The 17,773-nt window shown below is 66.6% G+C and carries 18 protein-coding genes; 17 read left to right on the plus strand and 1 reads right to left on the minus strand.

Features of this window, described 5'->3' with window-relative positions; genetic code table 11:
- Window positions 1–88 precede the first annotated feature (88 nt).
- Complete coding sequence (locus tag ABDW49_RS17210) at window positions 89–958, minus strand: flagellin (RefSeq protein ID WP_343613378.1); 870 nt, start codon at window positions 956–958, stop codon at window positions 89–91.
- A gap of 571 nt (window positions 959–1,529) precedes the next feature.
- On the opposite strand from ABDW49_RS17210, the gene ABDW49_RS17215 reads away from it, so the two are divergent.
- From ABDW49_RS17215 to fliD, 17 genes are all read left to right on the plus strand, one after another.
- Window positions 1,530–2,876 (plus strand): sigma 54-interacting transcriptional regulator, encoded by a 1,347-nt coding sequence (locus ABDW49_RS17215; protein WP_343613380.1) that lies wholly within the window; start codon window positions 1,530–1,532, stop codon window positions 2,874–2,876.
- Window positions 2,873–3,265, plus strand: coding sequence for a flagellar hook-basal body complex protein FliE (gene fliE / locus ABDW49_RS17220; protein WP_343613382.1), 393 nt, complete (start codon window positions 2,873–2,875; stop codon window positions 3,263–3,265). Before ABDW49_RS17215 ends, fliE begins: the two co-directional genes overlap by 4 nt.
- 3 nt (window positions 3,266–3,268) lie before the next feature.
- A complete protein-coding gene (gene fliF, locus ABDW49_RS17225) occupies window positions 3,269–5,080 on the plus strand; it encodes a flagellar basal-body MS-ring/collar protein FliF (RefSeq protein ID WP_343613384.1) in 1,812 nt (603 codons plus the stop codon).
- Window positions 5,080–6,117 carry a FliG C-terminal domain-containing protein gene (locus tag ABDW49_RS17230; RefSeq protein WP_343613386.1) on the plus strand — a complete coding sequence of 346 codons (1,038 nt, stop codon included), beginning with the start codon at window positions 5,080–5,082 and terminating at the stop codon, window positions 6,115–6,117. Before fliF ends, ABDW49_RS17230 begins: the two co-directional genes overlap by 1 nt.
- Complete coding sequence (locus tag ABDW49_RS17235) at window positions 6,110–6,925, plus strand: FliH/SctL family protein (protein ID WP_343613388.1); 816 nt, start codon at window positions 6,110–6,112, stop codon at window positions 6,923–6,925. Before ABDW49_RS17230 ends, ABDW49_RS17235 begins: the two co-directional genes overlap by 8 nt.
- A gap of 67 nt (window positions 6,926–6,992) precedes the next feature.
- Entirely contained in the window at window positions 6,993–8,318 is a 1,326-nt protein-coding gene (locus tag ABDW49_RS17240; protein WP_343613390.1) for a FliI/YscN family ATPase, read from the plus strand.
- A 4-nt stretch (window positions 8,319–8,322) separates the two neighbouring features.
- On the plus strand, window positions 8,323–8,772 hold the full coding sequence (locus ABDW49_RS17245) for a hypothetical protein (protein ID WP_343613392.1): 450 nt from the start codon (window positions 8,323–8,325) through the stop codon (window positions 8,770–8,772).
- A gap of 33 nt (window positions 8,773–8,805) precedes the next feature.
- A complete protein-coding gene (locus tag ABDW49_RS17250; RefSeq protein ID WP_343613394.1) occupies window positions 8,806–10,617 on the plus strand; it encodes a hypothetical protein in 1,812 nt (603 codons plus the stop codon).
- Between the two features lie 60 nt (window positions 10,618–10,677).
- The gene (locus tag ABDW49_RS17255; protein WP_343613396.1) at window positions 10,678–11,274 is read left to right on the plus strand and encodes a flagellar basal body-associated FliL family protein; all 597 of its coding nucleotides are present in this window, start codon (window positions 10,678–10,680) and stop codon (window positions 11,272–11,274) included.
- A gap of 72 nt (window positions 11,275–11,346) precedes the next feature.
- The gene (locus tag ABDW49_RS17260) at window positions 11,347–12,279 is read left to right on the plus strand and encodes a FliM/FliN family flagellar motor switch protein (protein ID WP_343613398.1); all 933 of its coding nucleotides are present in this window, start codon (window positions 11,347–11,349) and stop codon (window positions 12,277–12,279) included.
- 30 nt (window positions 12,280–12,309) lie between these two features.
- Window positions 12,310–12,582: a flagellar motor switch protein FliN gene (fliN, locus tag ABDW49_RS17265; RefSeq protein ID WP_343613400.1), complete on the plus strand. Its 273-nt coding sequence runs from the start codon at window positions 12,310–12,312 to the stop codon at window positions 12,580–12,582.
- Window positions 12,582–12,956, plus strand: a complete 375-nt coding sequence (locus tag ABDW49_RS17270) for a flagellar biosynthetic protein FliO (protein WP_343613402.1) — start codon at window positions 12,582–12,584, stop codon at window positions 12,954–12,956. The genes fliN and ABDW49_RS17270 overlap by 1 nt, the downstream gene beginning before the upstream one ends.
- A gap of 1 nt (window position 12,957) precedes the next feature.
- Window positions 12,958–13,776 carry a flagellar type III secretion system pore protein FliP gene (gene fliP, locus ABDW49_RS17275; protein WP_343613404.1) on the plus strand — a complete coding sequence of 273 codons (819 nt, stop codon included), beginning with the start codon at window positions 12,958–12,960 and terminating at the stop codon, window positions 13,774–13,776.
- A gap of 10 nt (window positions 13,777–13,786) precedes the next feature.
- On the plus strand, window positions 13,787–14,080 hold the full coding sequence (locus ABDW49_RS17280) for a flagellar biosynthetic protein FliQ (RefSeq protein WP_343613406.1): 294 nt from the start codon (window positions 13,787–13,789) through the stop codon (window positions 14,078–14,080).
- Between the two features lie 6 nt (window positions 14,081–14,086).
- Window positions 14,087–14,881 carry a flagellar biosynthetic protein FliR gene (gene fliR / locus ABDW49_RS17285; RefSeq protein WP_343613408.1) on the plus strand — a complete coding sequence of 265 codons (795 nt, stop codon included), beginning with the start codon at window positions 14,087–14,089 and terminating at the stop codon, window positions 14,879–14,881.
- 3 nt (window positions 14,882–14,884) lie between these two features.
- The gene (locus ABDW49_RS17290) at window positions 14,885–16,033 is read left to right on the plus strand and encodes an EscU/YscU/HrcU family type III secretion system export apparatus switch protein (RefSeq protein ID WP_343613410.1); all 1,149 of its coding nucleotides are present in this window, start codon (window positions 14,885–14,887) and stop codon (window positions 16,031–16,033) included.
- A 209-nt stretch (window positions 16,034–16,242) separates the two neighbouring features.
- Entirely contained in the window at window positions 16,243–17,772 is a 1,530-nt protein-coding gene (gene fliD / locus ABDW49_RS17295; RefSeq protein ID WP_343613411.1) for a flagellar filament capping protein FliD, read from the plus strand.
- Window position 17,773: the final 1 nt, after the last annotated feature.

The following is a 17,773-nucleotide window of genomic DNA, read 5'->3' on the forward strand; positions in this document are numbered from 1 at the left end:
GTTATGGGTACAGCCATCGTGCACAATGGCTGCACAAGGCATGGCCGGGTCGAAGGGCGGGAACGCCCCCCCGGCCCGGCCATAACGCTTACTTGAGCAGGGTCAGCACGTTCTGCTGGCTCTGGTTGGCCTGGGCGATCATCGCGGTCGAAGCCTGCGAGAGGATCTGGGCCTTGGCCATCGCGGTCGATTCCGCCGAGTAGTCGGTGTCCTCGATGCGCGAGCGCGCTGCCGACAGGTTGGTCACATTGTTGGTCATGTTGTTCACGGCCGACTGGAGCTGGCTCTGGCCGGCGCCGAAGTTCGCGTTCACCGTGGCAACCTGCTTGAGCACCGTGTCGACGTTGTCGATGGTGGTGTTGGCGTTGGCAATGCCGGTGCCGTCACCGCTGACGGTGTCGCTCACCTGGAAGCCCGCGCCGCTGGCCAGCGTGCTGACGAGCTGCGTGCCATCGATGCCGACCGAGGAGATCGAGACGACGTCGGCGGCGTTGTGGTTCGCACCGGCCTGGATCGAGAAGGTCAGGTTGCTGCCCGAGGTCGTCGAGAACAGCTCCACGCCGTTGAAGGTGGTCGAGGTCAGCACGTTCTTGATCTGGCCGGTCAGCGAGGTCACTTCAGCCTGCATCTGATCGCGGTCAGAGCTCGAATAGGTGCCCGAAGCCGACTGCACGGCCAGTTCGCGGACGCGCTGCAGCATGTTGGTGACTTCGGTCAGCGAACCTTCAGCGGTCTGGGCCAGCGAGATGCCGTCGTTGGCGTTCTTGATGCCCTGGTTCATGCCGTTGATCTGGCTGGTCATCGAGGTGGCGATGGCGAGGCCGGCGGCGTCGTCCGAGGCCGAGTTGATGCGCTTGCCCGTCGACAGGCGGGTCATCGCCTGGCTGGTCATGGTGGCCGCGGCATTCGACGCGGCAGTGGCCTGAAGGGCATTCACGTTGGTGTTGATGACGGTCATGGTCTACTCCGTTCGAAAGCCGAGGTGGTTTTCAGTTCAGCCCGTCGACCCGTTTCGACCCGGCTGCCAGCCACTAGAGCGGACGGGCCGAAAAATTTTTAAGTCAACTCATCGCAACCGGTCCGAAGTGAGCCTTCCGCCGGGAGGCATCGGGGTCCGTTCGGGGTCTTGAAAGGGGGAGTGGCGGGGTCTGGCCGGCAGGGTCTGGCCTCTTGCCGGACAGGTCGCGCAGCCTTCCCGGATGATTCTTGCCGCACGCAGAGCACGCGCGATCGGGACTCGATTCGCTCAGGTGCTTTCCTCGCCGTTAACGATCATTACCCTTTTGGCCCTTCAAACCCCCTCTCGCCGACCTCGCGCTCACACATGGACGGCAGGAAATTCGGCTTTTTAAGGGTTTAAGTCAAAATAATTTCCATTATTTTTCAGATAGATATAACTTTTGTCGAAAAAATTTTCGGGCCCCGGAGCAAAATGCGTAGTTTTACGAATGCTTAATTTTCCGGCTCCTTGTGCGTTTGCGAGCCAAAAGGTCCTCACTGAGATGGTTAATCAGGGGGCACACCGAACCATGGACGCAATCGAGTTCACCACTGCAACCGCAAAGGCACACGCGCCGCTGGTCCAGCGCGCCGCAGCCATCATCGCGGCAGTGGGCCGGTCGCAGCCGGTCTGGCTTGCCGATGCGGGCGAAGCAGCCTCCGCCCCTGCCGGGCACCATCGCATCCTGCTCGACCGCAGCGCGCAGCCGGCCATCGCCGCCCTGCCCGCGCCGCGCGGCGAGCGTCATTTCGCGCTGAGCTACACCGACCCTGTCAGTGACTCCAGCCTCGCCGCCCTGATCGCCTGCGCCACCCGCCCCGGTGCGCCGATCGCGGCCGATCCCGAAAGCATCTCGATCCTCGCCCTGGCCGAGCGTCTCGCCGCCAGCGACATCCCGGTGCTGATCGGCGGCCCGACCGGCACCGGCAAGGAAGTGCTCAGCCGCTTCATCCATGACCGCAGCCCGCGCGCCAAGGGGCCCTTCGTGGCCGTCAACTGCGCCGCCATGCCCGAAGCCATGCTCGAGGCGCTGCTGTTCGGCCACACCAAGGGCGCCTTCACCGGCGCCACCCAGGCCAGCGAGGGCTTCTTCCGCGCCGCTGACGGTGGCACGCTGCTGCTCGACGAGATCGCCGAAATGCCGCTGACGCTGCAGGCCAAGCTGCTGCGCACCCTTCAGGAAGGCGAGGTCGTTCCCATCGGTTCGACCCAGGCCATCAAGATCGACGTGCGCATCATCGCCGCGGCCAACCGCGACCTGCCGACCGAAGTGGCCGAGGGCCGCTTCCGCGCCGACCTCTTCTACCGCCTGAACGTCTTCCCCCTGACCCTGCGCGCCCTGCGCGAGCGTCTGGACGACATCGCGCCGCTGGCTTTCGCCCTGGCCCTGCGCCACACGCCCAAGGGCGCGACGGCGATGCCCTGGATCAGCGACGGCGCCCTGGCGATGCTGCGCATGCATGGCTGGCCCGGCAATGTCCGCGAGCTGGAGAATGTGGTGCGCCGCGCCCTGCTGCTGGCCGACACCGGTCGCAACGGTGGCCGCATCGAGATCCGCCCGGAGCACATCCATTTCGACAGCCCGGCCCGTCTGGTGGCCATGCCCACCGCCCTGCCGGAAGCCCTGCCCGCCGCCCCCGCGCCCACCAGCGCCTCGGTCACGCCGATCGAGGATGTCCGTTCGGGTCGCCGTCTCGCCGGCATCGTGCAGGCTTCGGAAGCCAAGGCGATCATGGAAACGCTGGCCGCCTGCAACGGCAGCCGCGTCGCCGCCGCCCGCGCGCTGGGGATTTCGGAAAGGACGTTGCGCTATCGCCTCGCCTCCTTCCGTGACGCCGGCATTCCCGCCACCGCCTTCGCTGGAGGCCGCCGGTGAGCAGCATCCCTTCCGTCGGCGGCGTCAGCTATAATGGCGGCGGCATTGCCGAGATCATGGCCCTGCGCCAGCAGATCATCTCGCGCTCCACGGTGCTTCAGCAGGTGCATGCACCGCAGGCGGCATCGGGCGCTCAGGCTGCCACGGCAACCAACGCCAATGGTGCAACCAGCGGCTTTGCCAATGCGCTGAACAATGCGCTGGGCGGCGTCAACGCCACCCAGATGCGCGCCGAAACCCTGTCCTCGGATTACGAGCAGGGCAAGACACAGGACGTCGCCAAGGTGATGCTGGCACGTCAGGAAGCGCAGGTTGGTTTCGAAGCCACGCTGCAAGTCCGCAACAAGCTATTGTCCGCCTATCAGGACATCATGAAGCTGGGGGTCTAAACCATGGCCGAGGCCATTCCTGCCAATCCCGGTATGGCGCTGGTTCCAGCGCAGCCGCAGTCGCTGATCGGTACGCTGACCGATCCGGCGGGTGGCACGCCGATGGAACGCGCGCGCGGTTTCCTCGCGCAGGGACCGGTGAAAAAGGCTCTGCCCTGGTTCGCCGGCATGGCCGTGCTGGGCGGTGCCGCCGTGGCCTGGTCCACGCTGGCCCCCGCCCCTCAGCGCGTGCTCTATGCCCAGCTTGACGATGCCGAGCGCGCCAGCGTGGTCGGCGCGCTGGACAAGGGCAACATCCATTACCGCATCGACAGCAGCACCGGCGCGCTGACGGTGGATGAAGGCGATGTCTACAAGGCACGCATGCTGGTCGCCCAGAATGGCGCGCTGGCCCTGCCCGACACCGCCAATGACAGCCTCGACAAGCTGCCGATGGGCGCCTCGCGCGCTCTGGAAGGCGAGCGTCTGCGCGCGGCCCGCGAACACGAGCTGATGCTCTCGATCAAGGAGATCGACGGGGTTCAGGCGGTGCGCGTCCATCTGGCCGAGGGCGAGAAATCGGTCTTCGTGCGCGATCAGATCGCCCCTTCGGCCAGCGTCATGCTGCGCCTGGCCGATGGCCGCCAGCTTTCGGAAAATCAGGTTTCGGCCATCGTCAATCTGGTGGCCGGCTCGGTGCCGGGCCTGACGCCCGACGCCGTGAAGGTCGTCGATCAGCGCGGCCATCTGCTTTCGCAGAAGGGCAGCGTCGACTCCGACCGCATGGATATGCAGTCGCGCATGGAAGAGAAGCTGCGTGGGCAAGTCGCCACGCTGCTGACCCCGATGCTGGGCGACGGCAATTTCACCAGCGAGATCCAGGTCGATCTCGACATGGATCAGGTCACCTCGGCCCGCGAAAGCTATGACAAGCAGGGCGTGGTGCGCAGCGAGACCAGCCAGCAGAGCCAGCAGCCCGCCTCCGCCGCGGCTGTCGGCGTGCCCGGCACGCTTTCGAACACGCCGCCGCCCTCCACCCAGCCGGTGGCCGGGGCGCCCGGCGCTCCGCCGCCACCCGCTCCCGGCACGACGCCGCCTGCCGCCGGCGCCGCTGGTGCCACCGCGCCCGGCGCAACGCCTTCGGCCGCCGCCACGCCTGCGCCCACCGCCAGCGAAAGCTCGGCCAGCAAGAATTACGAACTGGGCCGCGAGGTTGCCGTCTCCAACACGGGGCCGGGCAAGATCAAGCGTCTGTCGGTCGCGGTGGCGCTCTCCGCCTCGGCGATGGCCAAGTTCAAGCAGAGCGACATCGACCAGATCAAGCAGCTGGTCTCCGCCGCTGTCGGCGCCGACACCACGCGCGGCGACCAGATCGCCGTGGTGGCCCGCGCCTTCGACACGACGCCGGTCGCCAAGACGCCGTTCTACGAGACGCCCTGGTTCGCTCAGGCCCTGCATTACGGCGGGGCGCTGATCGGCCTGCTGATGGTGCTGCTGCTGGCGGTCCGCCCGCTGATCAAGGCGCTCAAGGGCGACAAGCCCGCCGCCGGCAAGAAGGGCGCCAAGACCTCGGCTGTCGAGGAAGCGCTGGCCAATGCACCGATGCCCGCCCTGCCGCTGGCCGCCGGCGCGCCGCCGATCGTCAACATTTCGAGCGCCGCCGCCGCTGCCATGGGGCAGGATCAGGGTGGCCCCGCCATGGTTAACAACCACGCTGCCGACCAGTTGAACCGCCATGTCGGTCTGGCTCAGCAGATCGTCACCGAAAAGCCTGACAGCGCCGTGATCGCACTGCGCCAGATGCTGCAACCGCCCGCCGAGAAGGAAGACGCCTGATGAGCGCGATCGACGATGAGGCCATGCTGGCGGAGGGGCTCGAACATCTCTCCGACGCCGAGGCCGCAGCCATTCTGGTGATGCTGCTGGGCGACGATCAGGCCAGCCGCCTGCTGGGCCAACTGACCCCCACGGAGCTGAAACTGCTCGGCGAAAAGATGATGGCTCTGGGCGACATCGGTCCCCAGGCGATCATGCGCGCGGTCGAGGGCTTTGTCGCCAAGACCGAAGTGCTGGGCATCGACGGCTACGGCCGCCAGAAGCGCGTGCACGAAATGATGGCGCGCGCCGTGGGCGATGTGAAGGCCGAAAACCTGATGCAGCGCATCGTTCCCGATGCGCCGCCCGCCTCCAGCCTGGAGATCGCGCGCTGGCTCAACCCGCCCGCGATCATTCCGCTGATCAAGGGCGAGATGCCGCAGCCCATCGCCGTGCTGCTGGTGCAGCTTGAGCCCGAGGTCGCCGCGCAGGTGCTCCATTCGCTGCCCAATGATGTGCAGACGCAGGTCGTGCACCGCGTCGCCACCATGGGGCCTGTCGCGCCCGAGGCGATCATCATGCTGGAAGAGCTGCTGACCCGCCGCATCGGCGAGCATCACGGTGCCGCCGCGCTGCATCTGGGCGGCGCGCGCAATGCGGCTGAAATCATGAACAATTCGGGCAAGGTCGTCGAAAAGCGCATCATGCCCGAAATCACCAAGATGGACAAAAACCTGGCCAAGGCGATCGAGAACGAGATGTTCAAGTTCGAGCATCTCTTCGTGCTGGGCCCCAAGGATATGGGCACGCTGCTGCGCGATGTGGAGAACGATACGCTGATCAACGCCCTGAAGGGCATTCCGGAAGATCAGCGCGATGTGTTCTTCGCCGCCATGTCCAGCCGCGCCGCCGATGGCGTGAAGGACGAGATCGCCGGTCGCGGTCGCCTCAAGATGGCCGAATGCATCGAGGCGCAGAAGATCATCGTCAATGCCGCGCGCCGTCTGGCCGCGGAAGGCACCATCTCCTTCGGCGCGGGTGACGACGAATATGTCTAAGGCCCCCACTGAATCCAAGGTTCCCACTGGCACCAAAGCCGCCGCGAAACCTGCTTCTCCCAAACCGGCGGCGGCGAAAAAAGCCGCCGCTGCCGAGCCTGCCGCCCCCCAGCCTGAACGCCGCGCCGATCTGGCCAGCCTGTTCGCCCGCCCCGGCGGCGGCTTCTCGCTCGACCAGCGCTATATCGCCACGCCGGTCGAGATGGCGGCGCCGACGGGCTCGGGTCTGGCCTATTCCGATCTGCGCCCGACGCGCGTGATCGATCCGGCCCTGCCGACCATGCCTGTGGTGCCCGAGGCGCCGCCGGTCGACCCGGTCGCCCAAGCCCGCGAGGAGGCCCATGCCCAAGGTTACGCCGAGGGTCATGCCGAGGCCGAACATGATTTCCTGCAGCGCGAGGCCCTGCGCGCCCGCTTCGCCTTCGCCTTCGACCGCATCGATGCGCAATGCGCCGAGCAACTGCGGGGCCGCCTGATGGATACGGTGATGGCGCTGTGCGAGGCGACGCTCGCCCCGCTGGCACTGGACAAGGAAGCGCTGGCCCTGCGGGTGAAGCGCGCGGTGGCGATGTTCTCGCGCGCCGATGATGATCGCGTGATCCGCCTCAACCCCGAGGATATGGAGCTGGTGCAGGATCATCTGCCCGAAGGATGGACCTTCGTGCCCGATCCGACGTTGGAACCCGGAGCGCTGCGCGTGGAAACCAGCAGCCGCGGCATGGAAGGCGGCGGCGTGGAAGACGGTCCCGAGCAATGGCGCCGCGCCATCGCCGAAGCGCTGGATCTGACGCTGCCCGAGCCGGAATAAAGCGTTTTTTCGCCGGTTCATGCCGGATGAAAGCGCTGCCTGAAATGTCTAGTCGGGAACGACTGTTATGCTGAAACTCTTCGACGCGCTGCTGGCCGATGTCGCAGCCACCCCCATCGATCTCACGCCGCGCCGCTATGGCACGGTGCTGGCCTGCGATGGCGGTCTGCTGGAAATGTCGGGCCTGTCGGTGCCGGTCGGCTCGCTGTGCCGCGTGTCCCACAGCAACGGAAAGTCGCTGCTGGCCGAGGTGATCGGTTTCCGCAACGGACGCACGCTGGCCATGCTGCTGGGCGACACCGTGATGCTGCGCCCCGGCGCCCGCGTCCGCCCCGAAGGGCGCCCCGGCATGCTGCCGGTGGGCGAGGCTTTCCTTGGCCGCGCGGTGGATGGCGAAGGCCGCCCCATCGACGGCCTCGGACCGATCCATGCCCGCGATTACCATCCCGCCGGCGGTATCCGCGCCGGCGCGCTTGATCGCTCCCCGGTGCGGCTGCCCTTCGATACGGGCGTGCGCGCGCTCAACGCCATCACCACCTTTGGCGTCGGCCAGCGTATCGGCATCATGGCCGGTTCGGGCGTCGGCAAATCGGTGCTGCTCGACATGATCGCCCATGGCGCCAATGCCGAGGTCATCATCGTCGGCCTGATCGGCGAGCGCGCCCGCGAAGTCTCCGATTTCGTCGAGCGCCATATGATCGGGCCCAAACGCGCCTGCACCGCCGTCATCGCCGTGCCTGCCGATCATGCCCCCAATCTGCGCATTCGCGGCGCGATGCTCGCCACCTCCATGGCCGAGCATTTCCGCGCCAAGGGCAAGCGGGTGCTGCTGATCATGGATTCGCTCACCCGCGTCGCCCATGCCGGGCGCGAGATCGGGCTTTTGCTGGGCGAGCCCGGCGCGGCGCGCGGCTATCCCCCTTCGGCGCTGGCCACCATCACCAAGCTGGTGGAACGCGCGGGCAATTCCGCGCAGAGCGGCGGCTCGATCACCGGCATCTACACCGTGCTGGCCGATGGCGACAGTCAGGACGATCCGGTCGTCGATACGGCGCGTTCGATCCTCGATGGTCATATCGTGCTCAGCCGCGATCTGGCGCAGCGCGGGCAATATCCCGCCATCGACATTGCCGCCTCGCTCTCGCGCGTGATGACCGACATCACCAGCCGCGAGCATGAAGCCGCCGCCCGCGCTTTCCGCGCACTGGTCGCCGCTTACGAGGCCAACCGCGATCTGGTGCTGATGGGCGCCTATCGCGCCGGGGCCGACCAGCAGCTCGACCGGGCCATCGCCATGCATCCGCATCTGGTCGCCTTCCTCACGCAGGAGGGGCGCAATCTGGTGCCTTTGGGCGAAAGCATCGCCCAGTTGCAGCAATTGATGGGCCTGTGATGCCATGAAGGCCGAACGCGCCAAACTGGCAAGGCTGCAAAGGCTGGAAAAGCTGCGCGCCATCGCCAAGCAGAACGCCGTGACGGAAGCCGCGCGCGCGGAAACCACGCTGACCCAGCTCAACACGCTGGCCGAGCGCACCCGCTCGCTTACGCAGGAATATGCCGCGCGGCGCGATATGGCCGATGGCGCCGATCTGGCGCGGATGGCGCGATTTGTCATGGGGCTGCAAGGCATTGCCGCCACCACCAATGCCGACCGGCAACGCGCCCATGCTCTGGCCGACCGGCGGCAGGCCGAACTGGTCGCCGCCGAGCGCCGCCGCGCCGCGGTGGAGGAAAGAGCGCAGGAACAGGCGCGTTTTATCGCCAACAAGCTGCGCAATGCCAGCTTTTCCGGCAATTCTTCAGGGCGTGTCCCAAGTGGGGACGATTCTGGCACGGACCATGCATAACTCCTGAGGCAATTGCCGCACGGAGTTTAGTTCATGCCCAATACCGCTGCCTCATCTTCAGTTCTTGCCGGTTCGGGCCTGGCTTCGGGCAGCGTTTCCGTTGCCGCTCAGGGCGGCGTTTCGGCGGCCACGTCGGGCAGCAAGGGCGGCAAAGGCACGGATTTCGGGGCTGTGATGGACCGTCAGGCCCATGACACTCAACATGCGGCCCAAAAGCAGGCCGCGCCCAAGGCAGGCAAGCTGGCCAAGGCCGGTGCAGCCGACACCAAGACCTCCGACGACGATCAGGATAGCGACCAGACGGCAACCGGCAAGAGTTTGCCGCTTGCCGGTCTGGCTGCCGCCGCTTTGCCGTTGCCGGTCTCGCTGGCCGTCAATGCCGTGGCCAATGTCGTCGCCCCCGCCGACAAGGCCACCAGCAGCGATCAGGCCCAGACGGCCGCAGCCACCGATGCCGCCTCCGGCACGCAGGCCGCCTCTCTGGCCGCGCCCGCCCTGCCTCAACTGGCTACCACGCAGCAGCCCGTCGCGGCGGATGTGACCGCGCCTCAGATCGGCGCGCAGGCCAGCCGTGAGGCCGCGCGCCTGTCGGCCCGTCTTTCCGCTCAACTGTCCTCGGGCACCGCAACCTCGGCGCAGACCACGCCCGCCGCGCTGGCCGCCGCCACTCAGCCCGCCCTCACCGATGCGCAGGGCAACGCGCCGATCACGCTCAATGTCGGCGGCATCAACGCCACGGTCGATCCGGCCAGCCTGACGGTTGCCGCCGCCACGCCCGCCGCCACCGATGCGACGGCCGCCGCGACCCAGCCCGCCCCCACCATCGCCATCAATGCCGCGCTGGCCCTGAACACGGCGCCCGCCACCACGCCTGCGCCCCCTGCGACCACCGCCGCCGCGACGCTCCAGCCTGCTGTCACTCCGGCCGACGCCGCGCAGGCCACTGCGCAGAGCGCCGCCGTCCAGGCCGCCGTGGCTCAGCCCACGGTCGCCCAGCCCGCTACCGCAACCACGGACGAGGCCGACATGCAGGACACCACCACCGCTACCACGACCCGCATGGCCGCCCGCGTCCCGGCGCAGGGCAAGCCCGCCGCCGCGCGCAATCCCACCCCCAACCGCAATGGTGCCACCGCCGACAGCGACGGCAGTGCCGGGCAGGATACCGCCCAGAACGGCGCCCAGATTGCATCCTCCTCCGCCCGTCTGCCGGTGAGCGCACCGGCGGATGGCGCCAGCCTGCCGGACAACGCTCCCAATCAGGTCCAGCTGCTGGCGTCGGCGGGAACCGCTGTCGCGCCGTCCACCACGGCCACCGGTCCCGCCACCCCTTCGGCGCCCCAGAACGGGCCGGACATGGCCGCTCTGGTCGACCGGCTGGTCGAGGCCCGCGCCGCCGCCCGCTCGGGTCTGGGCACGCAAAGCGTGCAGGCCGCGATCACCCATGCCGATTTCGGCAAGGTCTCGCTGCGCTTCGACCAGAACGATGACGGCATGAGCGTCTCGATGGCCAGCAACGACCCGGCCTTCGCCCCCGCCGCGCGCGCCGCCATGGCGCAGGCCTCCACCGTTTCGGCGGCGGGCAGCAGTGCCCAGGGCAATGCGACGGGTCAGCAGAGCAGCGGCCAGCAGCACAATCAGCAGCAGTCCCAGCTTCAAGGCTGGGCCCAGAACAGCAGCCGCGGCGCCGACGCCAATGCCTCGGGCTCGTCCGGGCAGCAGCAGGGCCAGAACGGCCAGCAGGGCAATCCTGCCGGTCAGGGCCGCCCCGCGCCTCAGGCTTCCACCACAAAGCGGGCCAAGGATGACACGACCGTGCAATCGCGCGGCGGTATTCTGGCCTGATCGCGCCCATCCGGGATTATCCGGGTTTCGCGCCCGCCCATCTTTTGACAGAGACCGATCATGAGCAAGGCTGAAGCAGCAACCGAAGAAAAACCCGCCAAGAAGGGCAAGAGCATGGTGATGGTGATCGCCATCGTCGCCGTGCTGATGCTGGCGGTGGGCGGAGGCGCTGCCTTTGCCATGGTCAAGATGGGCATCATCGGCGGCGGCGGTGCCAAGGCCAAGGAAGAGCTGGGCCCCAAGCTGGTGCGCAAGGGCGAGGTCGATCCCTATGCCCCCAAGGCCGAAGGCAAGGAAGGCGAGGGCGGTGCCGAAGTCGAAGGCGAAGGCGGCAGCCCCTACAAGACCAGCTATTACAATTTCAGCGAGGATTTCACCTCGAACCTCAAGGGCTCGGCCCAGTTGATCCAGGTCAGCTTGGCCTGTTCGACCCACCGCGACGGCCGCGTCATCATGTGGCTGAAGAAGCATGAGCTGGCGGTCCGCTCCGCGATGCTCAGCGTGCTGGCCGACACCCCTGCCGACGATATTGAAACCATCGAGGGCAAGGAAAAGCTGACCAAGCGCCTGACTGCCGCGATCAATCAGGTGCTCACCAAGGAAGAAGGTTTCGGCGGCGTCGATGACGTCTATTTCAAAACCTTCCTTGTTCAGTGATAAGCCCTCTTCTCCGCCGCACCTTTTCAACTTTCACGCCCCCTCCTTTCACGAGAGCGACGGTCTGACCCGATGAAACCCGAACGCGCCTTTATCGCCGAACGCACCCTGGCCCAGCACGCCCCCGAGCTGCTGCGCCAAGGCCCCGGAGCGGCCGAACTGCTGCCCCTGCTCAACCGTCTGGGTGACCGCATGGCCCGCCGCATGGCCGCCGCGCTCGCCCCGCTGCTGGGCGGCGAGGCCCCGCTGGTGAAGGCCACCTCCGCCAAGGAAGGTGACCTCTCCACGCTGCACGGGTCGATCGCCACGCTGGCGGCCAACAGCATCTTCGCGGTGGGCGGCAATGCGCCCCTGTTTGTCTCGGTCGAGGCCGAGCCGGTGCTGCGCATCGTCGACCGCGCTTTCGGCGGCAAGGGTGAGGCCCCGGCCCCCCTGCCCGAAACCTTCCCCATGGCCGCCGAGCTGATGATCGGTCGCATGGAGACGCTGATCGCCGATCACCTCTCGGCCGCGCTGACCGCCACGGCGGGCCGCGCGCCCGGCATGCCGGTGCCCAGCATCGTGCCGCAGCGCCGCGACGGCAATCTGGCGATGCTGGCCCCCTTCCCCGAGGACCAGACGCTGGCCATCGTCACGCTGGAAGTCGATGACGGCGGCACGCTGCCCTGGCTGATCACGGTCGCCATGCCGATCGGCACGCTGGCCCGTCTCTTCGGTTTCGCCGAAGGGTCCGAAGTGCTCTCCATCGGCCGTGTCCATCCCGTGGGCAGCCCCTCGGACGCGCCTTTCAGCGACCTGCCCATCGAGGTGCGCGCCATTGTGGTGGACATGCGCATTTCCTTCTCCACCATTGCCAATCTGGCGCCCGGCGATGTGCTGCCGGTCTCCGTCGCGCGCGCCGTGCCGCTGCGCGTGGGCAATGCCACCTTTGCACAGGGCACGATCGGTGCGGTGGACGAGCGCGTCGCCGTCCAGATCACCAAGGCCTTCGACGATACCATCTGATCTTACTGAATTTTCTGGGAGCAACTGACCATGAATCTCAATCCCCGCGGCTTCGATTTCCTGAAGGATGTGGATGTGCGCCTCTCGGTCGAACTGGGCCGGGCCGATATGAAACTGCGCGACGTGCTCTCGCTGGGCGAGGAAAGCGTGGTGCTTCTCGACCGCCTGACCGACGAACTGTTGGACGTTATGGTTAATGGCAAGGTCATCGCGAAGGGCGAGATCGTGGCCCAGGGCAACCGTTTCGGCCTGCGCATCGTGGAAATGGCCAGCGGTGACGCCGCTCTGGACAGCGCCGCGTAATGGGCTGGTACGTCCTCAAGCTGCTGATCCTGCTGCCGCTGATCGGCGGCATGGTCTGGGGCAGCCTCAAGCTGTCTCAGGTGATGCAGAACCGCATGCAGGGGGGCGATGGGCGCCGCCGTTCGGTCAAGGTGGTCGAGACGCTGATGCTCTCACCCACGATGAAGCTGGCGGTGCTGGAATTTCACGGGAAGGAGATTCTGGTCTCCACCTCGCGCCACGGGCTGACCCGTCTGGCCGAGGCGCCCGCGCGTTCCGCGACGATCATCGATCATGAACCCGATGATGGTTTCGACAGCGACTTTGATGGCGATTTCTCTGGTGACCATGACGGCCCCAGCTTCGCCCGCACCCTGCGCCGCACGCAAAGGTAAGATGATGCGCAAGTTTTTCGCCCTGCTGACGGTGGCTGCAGGCTCTCTCATGTCGGGCACCGCATTCGCCCAGACGGCAGCTCCCGCTGCTGCCTCTGGTGCCTCTGGTGCCGCTGCCGGCCCTTCCATGCCCAGCGCCATCCCCGGTGCGATGGACCGCGCCTTCCAGTCTATGAACGGCGGGCCGGGCGGAGGTTTAACCCTCTCGCTGCAACTTCTTATCATCATGGGCCTGCTGACGATCCTGCCCAGCCTGATCCTGATGATGACCAGCTTCACCCGCATCCTCGTCGTGCTCTCGATCCTGCGTCAGGCGCTAGGCCTGCAGCAGAGCCCGCCCAATCAGGTGCTGATCGGTCTGGCGCTGTTTCTCTCGCTTTTCGTGATGGCGCCCACGCTGGACAAGCTGAACACGCAGGCGATCGCCCCCTATTCGGCCGGGCAGATCAACGCCCAGCAGGCGATCACCGTGGGCGGCGCGCAGTTTCATGACTTCATGATCCGCCAGACCCGCAAGACCGATCTGGGCATGTTCGCCGATATGGCCAAGGCGCCCAAATTCGCCGATCCCAAGGATGTGCCCTTCTCGATCCTGCTGCCGGCCTTCGTCACCAGCGAGCTGAAGACCGCCTTCCAGATCGGCTTCATGCTCTATCTGCCCTTTCTGGTGATCGATCTTGTCGTCTCCTCGGTGCTGATGTCGCTGGGCATGATGATGATGAGCCCGACGATCATCTCGCTGCCCTTCAAGCTGCTGCTCTTTGTGCTGGTCGATGGCTGGGCGCTGCTGATGGGCTCGCTGGCATCGAGCTTCGGCTGAGGACGCGCTGATGGATGACACATCGCAGATGCTGGCGCTGGCCGACCGGATGCTCTGGGTGGTGACGCTGTGCGCCGCCCCGGTGCTGCTGGGGTGCCTGGCGGTCGGCCTGATCGTCGGCATCTTTCAGGCCGCGACCTCGATCAACGAGCAGACGCTGACCTTCCTGCCCAAGATCGCCATCACCGTGCTGATGCTGATGGTGCTGGGTGCCAGCATGATGGGGCTGATCGGCGACTTCACCAAGGATATCTTCACCGCCATCGCCCATCTGGGCGCCGCGCAGGGCAATGTGGGCGGATAGAGGCGCATGTTCGGTCTCAACTTCGGCTTTGGCGACCTTGAGGTCGAATTCTGGCGCTGGGCCTTCCTGATGACCCGCATCGGCGCCGCGCTGGTGGCCGCGCCCTTCTTCGGCACCGGCAATGTGCCAGCGCAGGTGCGCGTGACCATGGCGGGCGCCATCGCCTTGCTGGTCGCCACCAGCACCAAGGTGGCCGCGCCCGCCGATCTGATGTCGATGTCGGGCTATCTGGCGATCATTGGCGAGGTCGCCATCGGAACCATGCTGGGCTTCGTGCTGCAATTCACCTTCGCCGCCCCGGCCATCGCCGCAGAGCTGATCGGCGGCAGCATGGCGCTGAGCCTGGCCGCCACCATCGACCCCAATTCGGGCGCCCGCTCGCCGATCCTGGGGCAATATTTTGCCGTGATCCTCACGCTGATCTTTCTGGGGCTGGGCGCGCATCTGCAATGGATCGCGCTGGTGGTCAAAAGCTATGAGGCCTTTCCGCCGGGGCAGGTGCTGGGCTCGGCGGTGCTGTCGGCCCCGCGTCTGGGCGTGGTGCTCGGCTTTGCCTCGACGATGTTCGCCACCGCGGTGATGATGGCGCTGCCGGTCACGCTCACCCTGCTGCTGATCCAGGTGCTGGCGGGGCTGCTGAGCCGTTCGGCGCCCGCGCTCAACCTGTTTTCGCTGGGCCTGCCCGCCGGGATCATCGGCGGTCTGGCCGCGCTGCTGGCCACCGCGCCGATGATCAGCGACCGCATGACCGACCTTTCGGCTCAGGCGATCGAACAGATCAGCCAGGTGATGGGAGGCTAGCGCATGGCCGAGACCGCCGGCGAGAAAACGCTCGAACCAACCGAAAAGCGCCTGAAAGACGCCGCCAAGGGTGGCGACGTCCTGCGCTCACGCGAGTTGGCGGTGGCGGCCACGGCGCTGGTGGCGGCGGCCTTCATGAAGGCCTTCGGACCATGGCTGCTCTCGGGGATGAGCGAGGCCATGCGCATGGGGCTGGTGTGGAACCGCGCCGATATCGAGGACTTCCGCCCCGGCCTGCTGATGATACGGCTCGGCGCGATGGTGGTGGTGCCGGTGATGATCCTGTCGCTGATGGTGATCGCAGCCACGCTGATCGTGCAATTGGGCTTTGCCGGGCGCCATGGCCGTTTCGTCGCCAGCAATCTGATGCCCAAGGGATCGCGGCTCGATCCGATGAAGGGCATGACCAAGGTCTTCGGGCCGCAAGGCTGGATCGAGGTGGGCAAGGGCCTGCTGAAACTGACCCTGCTCGGCGCGATCGCCTGGTTCTGGGGCAAGTCGCGGATCGAGGGGCTGCAGCAGCTCACCGCCGTGGGTCTGGCCGGGCAGCTCGCCTTCGCCTGGGAGGCGCTGACCTCGCTGATGATGCAACTGGCCGCCGGTTTCGTGGTGATCGCCATGTTCGACTGGCCGGTGCAGTGGCTGCGCCGCCAGCGCCGCCTGCGCATGAGCCTGCAGGAGGTCAAGGACGAGAACAAGGAACAGGAAGGCAGCCCCGAGGCGCGCGCTCACCGCCGCCGCCGCCAGCGCCAGATCGCCATGGGCGCGATCGGCGCGGCGATGCGCAAGGCGCAATTCGTGGTGACCAACCCGACGCATTTCTCGGTGGCGCTGGTCTATGACCCCGACATCGCCCCGGCCCCGGTGGTGGTGGTAAAGGGGCGCGGGGAAAAGGCGCTGGCGATCCGCGAACTGGCCGCCGAGCGCGAGATCCCCTGTCTGGAATTTCCGGGTCTGGCCCGCTCGCTCTATTACACGACGCGCGACAATCAGATGATCCGCGAGGAGCTGTATGTCGCGGTGGCGGGCGTGCTGGGCTTTGTGCTGTCGCTCAAACGCGGCGAGCGGCGCGACACCCCGATGGTGGACGTGCCGGTGGAGCTGCGCTTCGACACCAATGGCCGCCCGCAGCCCGGCGAACCGGAAGAATGATGTTGGTGGAGAGACAGGGCGCAAGGATCGGGTGCCACTGCCCGCGCGCCGGAAGACGTCGTGGGAGCGCGAGGGCCCGGAGCATGCCTCTTGAGGCAGGCGACCAACAGGACGCTCCCCTCGCATCTTCCCTTCCTTCTGCCCCTTCCCACCAAAAGTTAATCCCCTTTCATCCTTAAGCCCCGCCGCAAGGAACCGTTCTTACAGCCATGACCACGACATCAGCCACGAGCTCCTCGACTGCGTCCACGGCATCCACCGCGACCACGTCGACGACGAGCACTTCGTCTTCGTCGAGCACTTCGACGATCGGCCAGCAGATCCTGTCGTCGCTCGGTGTGAACACCGGCGCCAGTCTGACGGGTCTGGCAGCGAACATCGCGAAGGCGCAATATGCGAGCCAGAACGATGCGCTCAACACCCAGCTCACGCAGGTGCAGCTCCAGATTTCCGAGGCGACCCAGCTCAAAAGCGATCTGCTCTCGTTCCAAAGCTCGCTCTCCAGCCTGATCGACGGCGGCAATCTGCTGCCCTCGCCCACCGTGGCCAACAGCTCCGTGGCCAGCGCCACCCTGCCGATCGGCAGCTCGGGCGCGTCGAGCAGCTACTCGCTGGAAGTGACCCAGCTCGCCGCCCCGCAGACCATGGCCGCCGCCAGCATGGCGAGCGGCACCACCGTTCAGGGCGGCACGCTGACCTTCAACTTCGGCACGGTGACCAACGGCACCTTCTCGGCCGACACCACCCATGCCGCCGCCACCGTGACCATTCCGGACGGCTCCTCGCTGACCGCGACGGCCAGCATCATCAACAGCGCCGGCATCGGCGTCACCGCCTATGTCTCGACCAACACCGACGGCTCGCAGCAGTTGGTGATGAAGGGCACGCAGGGCGCGGCCAACGCTTTCACCATCAGCGCCAGCGGCAACGGCACGACCGGCACCACCAGCCTGTCGAGCTTTGCCTATGACCCTTCGGCCACCGGCGGCTATTCGGTGACGACACAGGCCGCCAACGCGGCCTACAAGCTGGACGGCATCGCCCGCACCAGCACCAGCAACACCATCACCAATGCCGCCCCCGGCCTGTCGCTCAAGCTGACGGGCACCAATGTCGGCAATCCCACCACCGTGAGCTTCGGCGATCCGTCGAGCGGCATCACGACCGCGATGCAGAACCTCACCACGGTACTCAACCAGCTGGTCGGTGAAATGAACACCGACATGTCGAACAATGGCGGCGGCCTGGCCAATGACAGCGGCGCCAAGCAGATGGCGCGCCAGTTCTCGGCGCTGGCCGGCACGGTGCTGATGCCCAATGCCGCCGCGGGCGCGCCGCGCACGCTGGCCGATCTGGGTCTCTCGACCCAGAAGGACGGCACCTACACGCTCGACACCAGCAAGCTGGCCACGGCGCTCGCCAATTACCCCGATGCGGTGTCCGGCATGTTCACCAAGGGTGTGAACGGCGTCTATGCCACGGTCAACAAGATGGTCAGCAGCCTGACCACCTCGACCGATCCGGGCTCGCTGGCCGGTTCGGTGACGCGCTATACCACGCTGCAGAAGTCGATCACCGATCAGCAGGCCAATCTGGCCACGCTGCAGAGCCAGCTTCAGGATCGCCTGACCACGCAATATGCCGCCACGGATGCCGCGGTGGCAGGTTACAACTCCACGCTGTCTTACCTGAAGCAGCAGATTGCTGTGTGGACCAACTCCAACAACAGCAACAACTAAG

This window comes from Novosphingobium sp., from assembly GCF_039595395.1.
Taxonomy (GTDB): Bacteria; Pseudomonadota; Alphaproteobacteria; order Sphingomonadales; family Sphingomonadaceae; genus Novosphingobium.

What these genes read in the sequence shown, in the direction of transcription:
- fliD (WP_343613411.1), top strand. Translation starts at nt 16,243, where the DNA reads ATGACCACGACATCAGCCACGAGCTCCTCGACTGCGTCCACGGCATCC.
- ABDW49_RS17255 (WP_343613396.1), top strand. Translation starts at nt 10,678, where the DNA reads ATGAGCAAGGCTGAAGCAGCAACCGAAGAAAAACCCGCCAAGAAGGGC.
- ABDW49_RS17235 (WP_343613388.1), top strand. Translation starts at nt 6,110, where the DNA reads ATGTCTAAGGCCCCCACTGAATCCAAGGTTCCCACTGGCACCAAAGCC.
- ABDW49_RS17280 (WP_343613406.1), top strand. Translation starts at nt 13,787, where the DNA reads ATGGATGACACATCGCAGATGCTGGCGCTGGCCGACCGGATGCTCTGG.
- fliR (WP_343613408.1), top strand. Translation starts at nt 14,087, where the DNA reads ATGTTCGGTCTCAACTTCGGCTTTGGCGACCTTGAGGTCGAATTCTGG.
- ABDW49_RS17210 (WP_343613378.1), bottom strand. Translation starts at nt 958, where the DNA reads ATGACCGTCATCAACACCAACGTGAATGCCCTTCAGGCCACTGCCGCG.
- fliF (WP_343613384.1), top strand. Translation starts at nt 3,269, where the DNA reads ATGGCCGAGGCCATTCCTGCCAATCCCGGTATGGCGCTGGTTCCAGCG.
- fliN (WP_343613400.1), top strand. Translation starts at nt 12,310, where the DNA reads ATGAATCTCAATCCCCGCGGCTTCGATTTCCTGAAGGATGTGGATGTG.
- ABDW49_RS17270 (WP_343613402.1), top strand. Translation starts at nt 12,582, where the DNA reads ATGGGCTGGTACGTCCTCAAGCTGCTGATCCTGCTGCCGCTGATCGGC.
- fliP (WP_343613404.1), top strand. Translation starts at nt 12,958, where the DNA reads ATGATGCGCAAGTTTTTCGCCCTGCTGACGGTGGCTGCAGGCTCTCTC.
- ABDW49_RS17240 (WP_343613390.1), top strand. Translation starts at nt 6,993, where the DNA reads ATGCTGAAACTCTTCGACGCGCTGCTGGCCGATGTCGCAGCCACCCCC.
- ABDW49_RS17250 (WP_343613394.1), top strand. Translation starts at nt 8,806, where the DNA reads ATGCCCAATACCGCTGCCTCATCTTCAGTTCTTGCCGGTTCGGGCCTG.
- ABDW49_RS17290 (WP_343613410.1), top strand. Translation starts at nt 14,885, where the DNA reads ATGGCCGAGACCGCCGGCGAGAAAACGCTCGAACCAACCGAAAAGCGC.
- ABDW49_RS17260 (WP_343613398.1), top strand. Translation starts at nt 11,347, where the DNA reads ATGAAACCCGAACGCGCCTTTATCGCCGAACGCACCCTGGCCCAGCAC.
- ABDW49_RS17245 (WP_343613392.1), top strand. Translation starts at nt 8,323, where the DNA reads ATGAAGGCCGAACGCGCCAAACTGGCAAGGCTGCAAAGGCTGGAAAAG.
- ABDW49_RS17230 (WP_343613386.1), top strand. Translation starts at nt 5,080, where the DNA reads ATGAGCGCGATCGACGATGAGGCCATGCTGGCGGAGGGGCTCGAACAT.
- ABDW49_RS17215 (WP_343613380.1), top strand. Translation starts at nt 1,530, where the DNA reads ATGGACGCAATCGAGTTCACCACTGCAACCGCAAAGGCACACGCGCCG.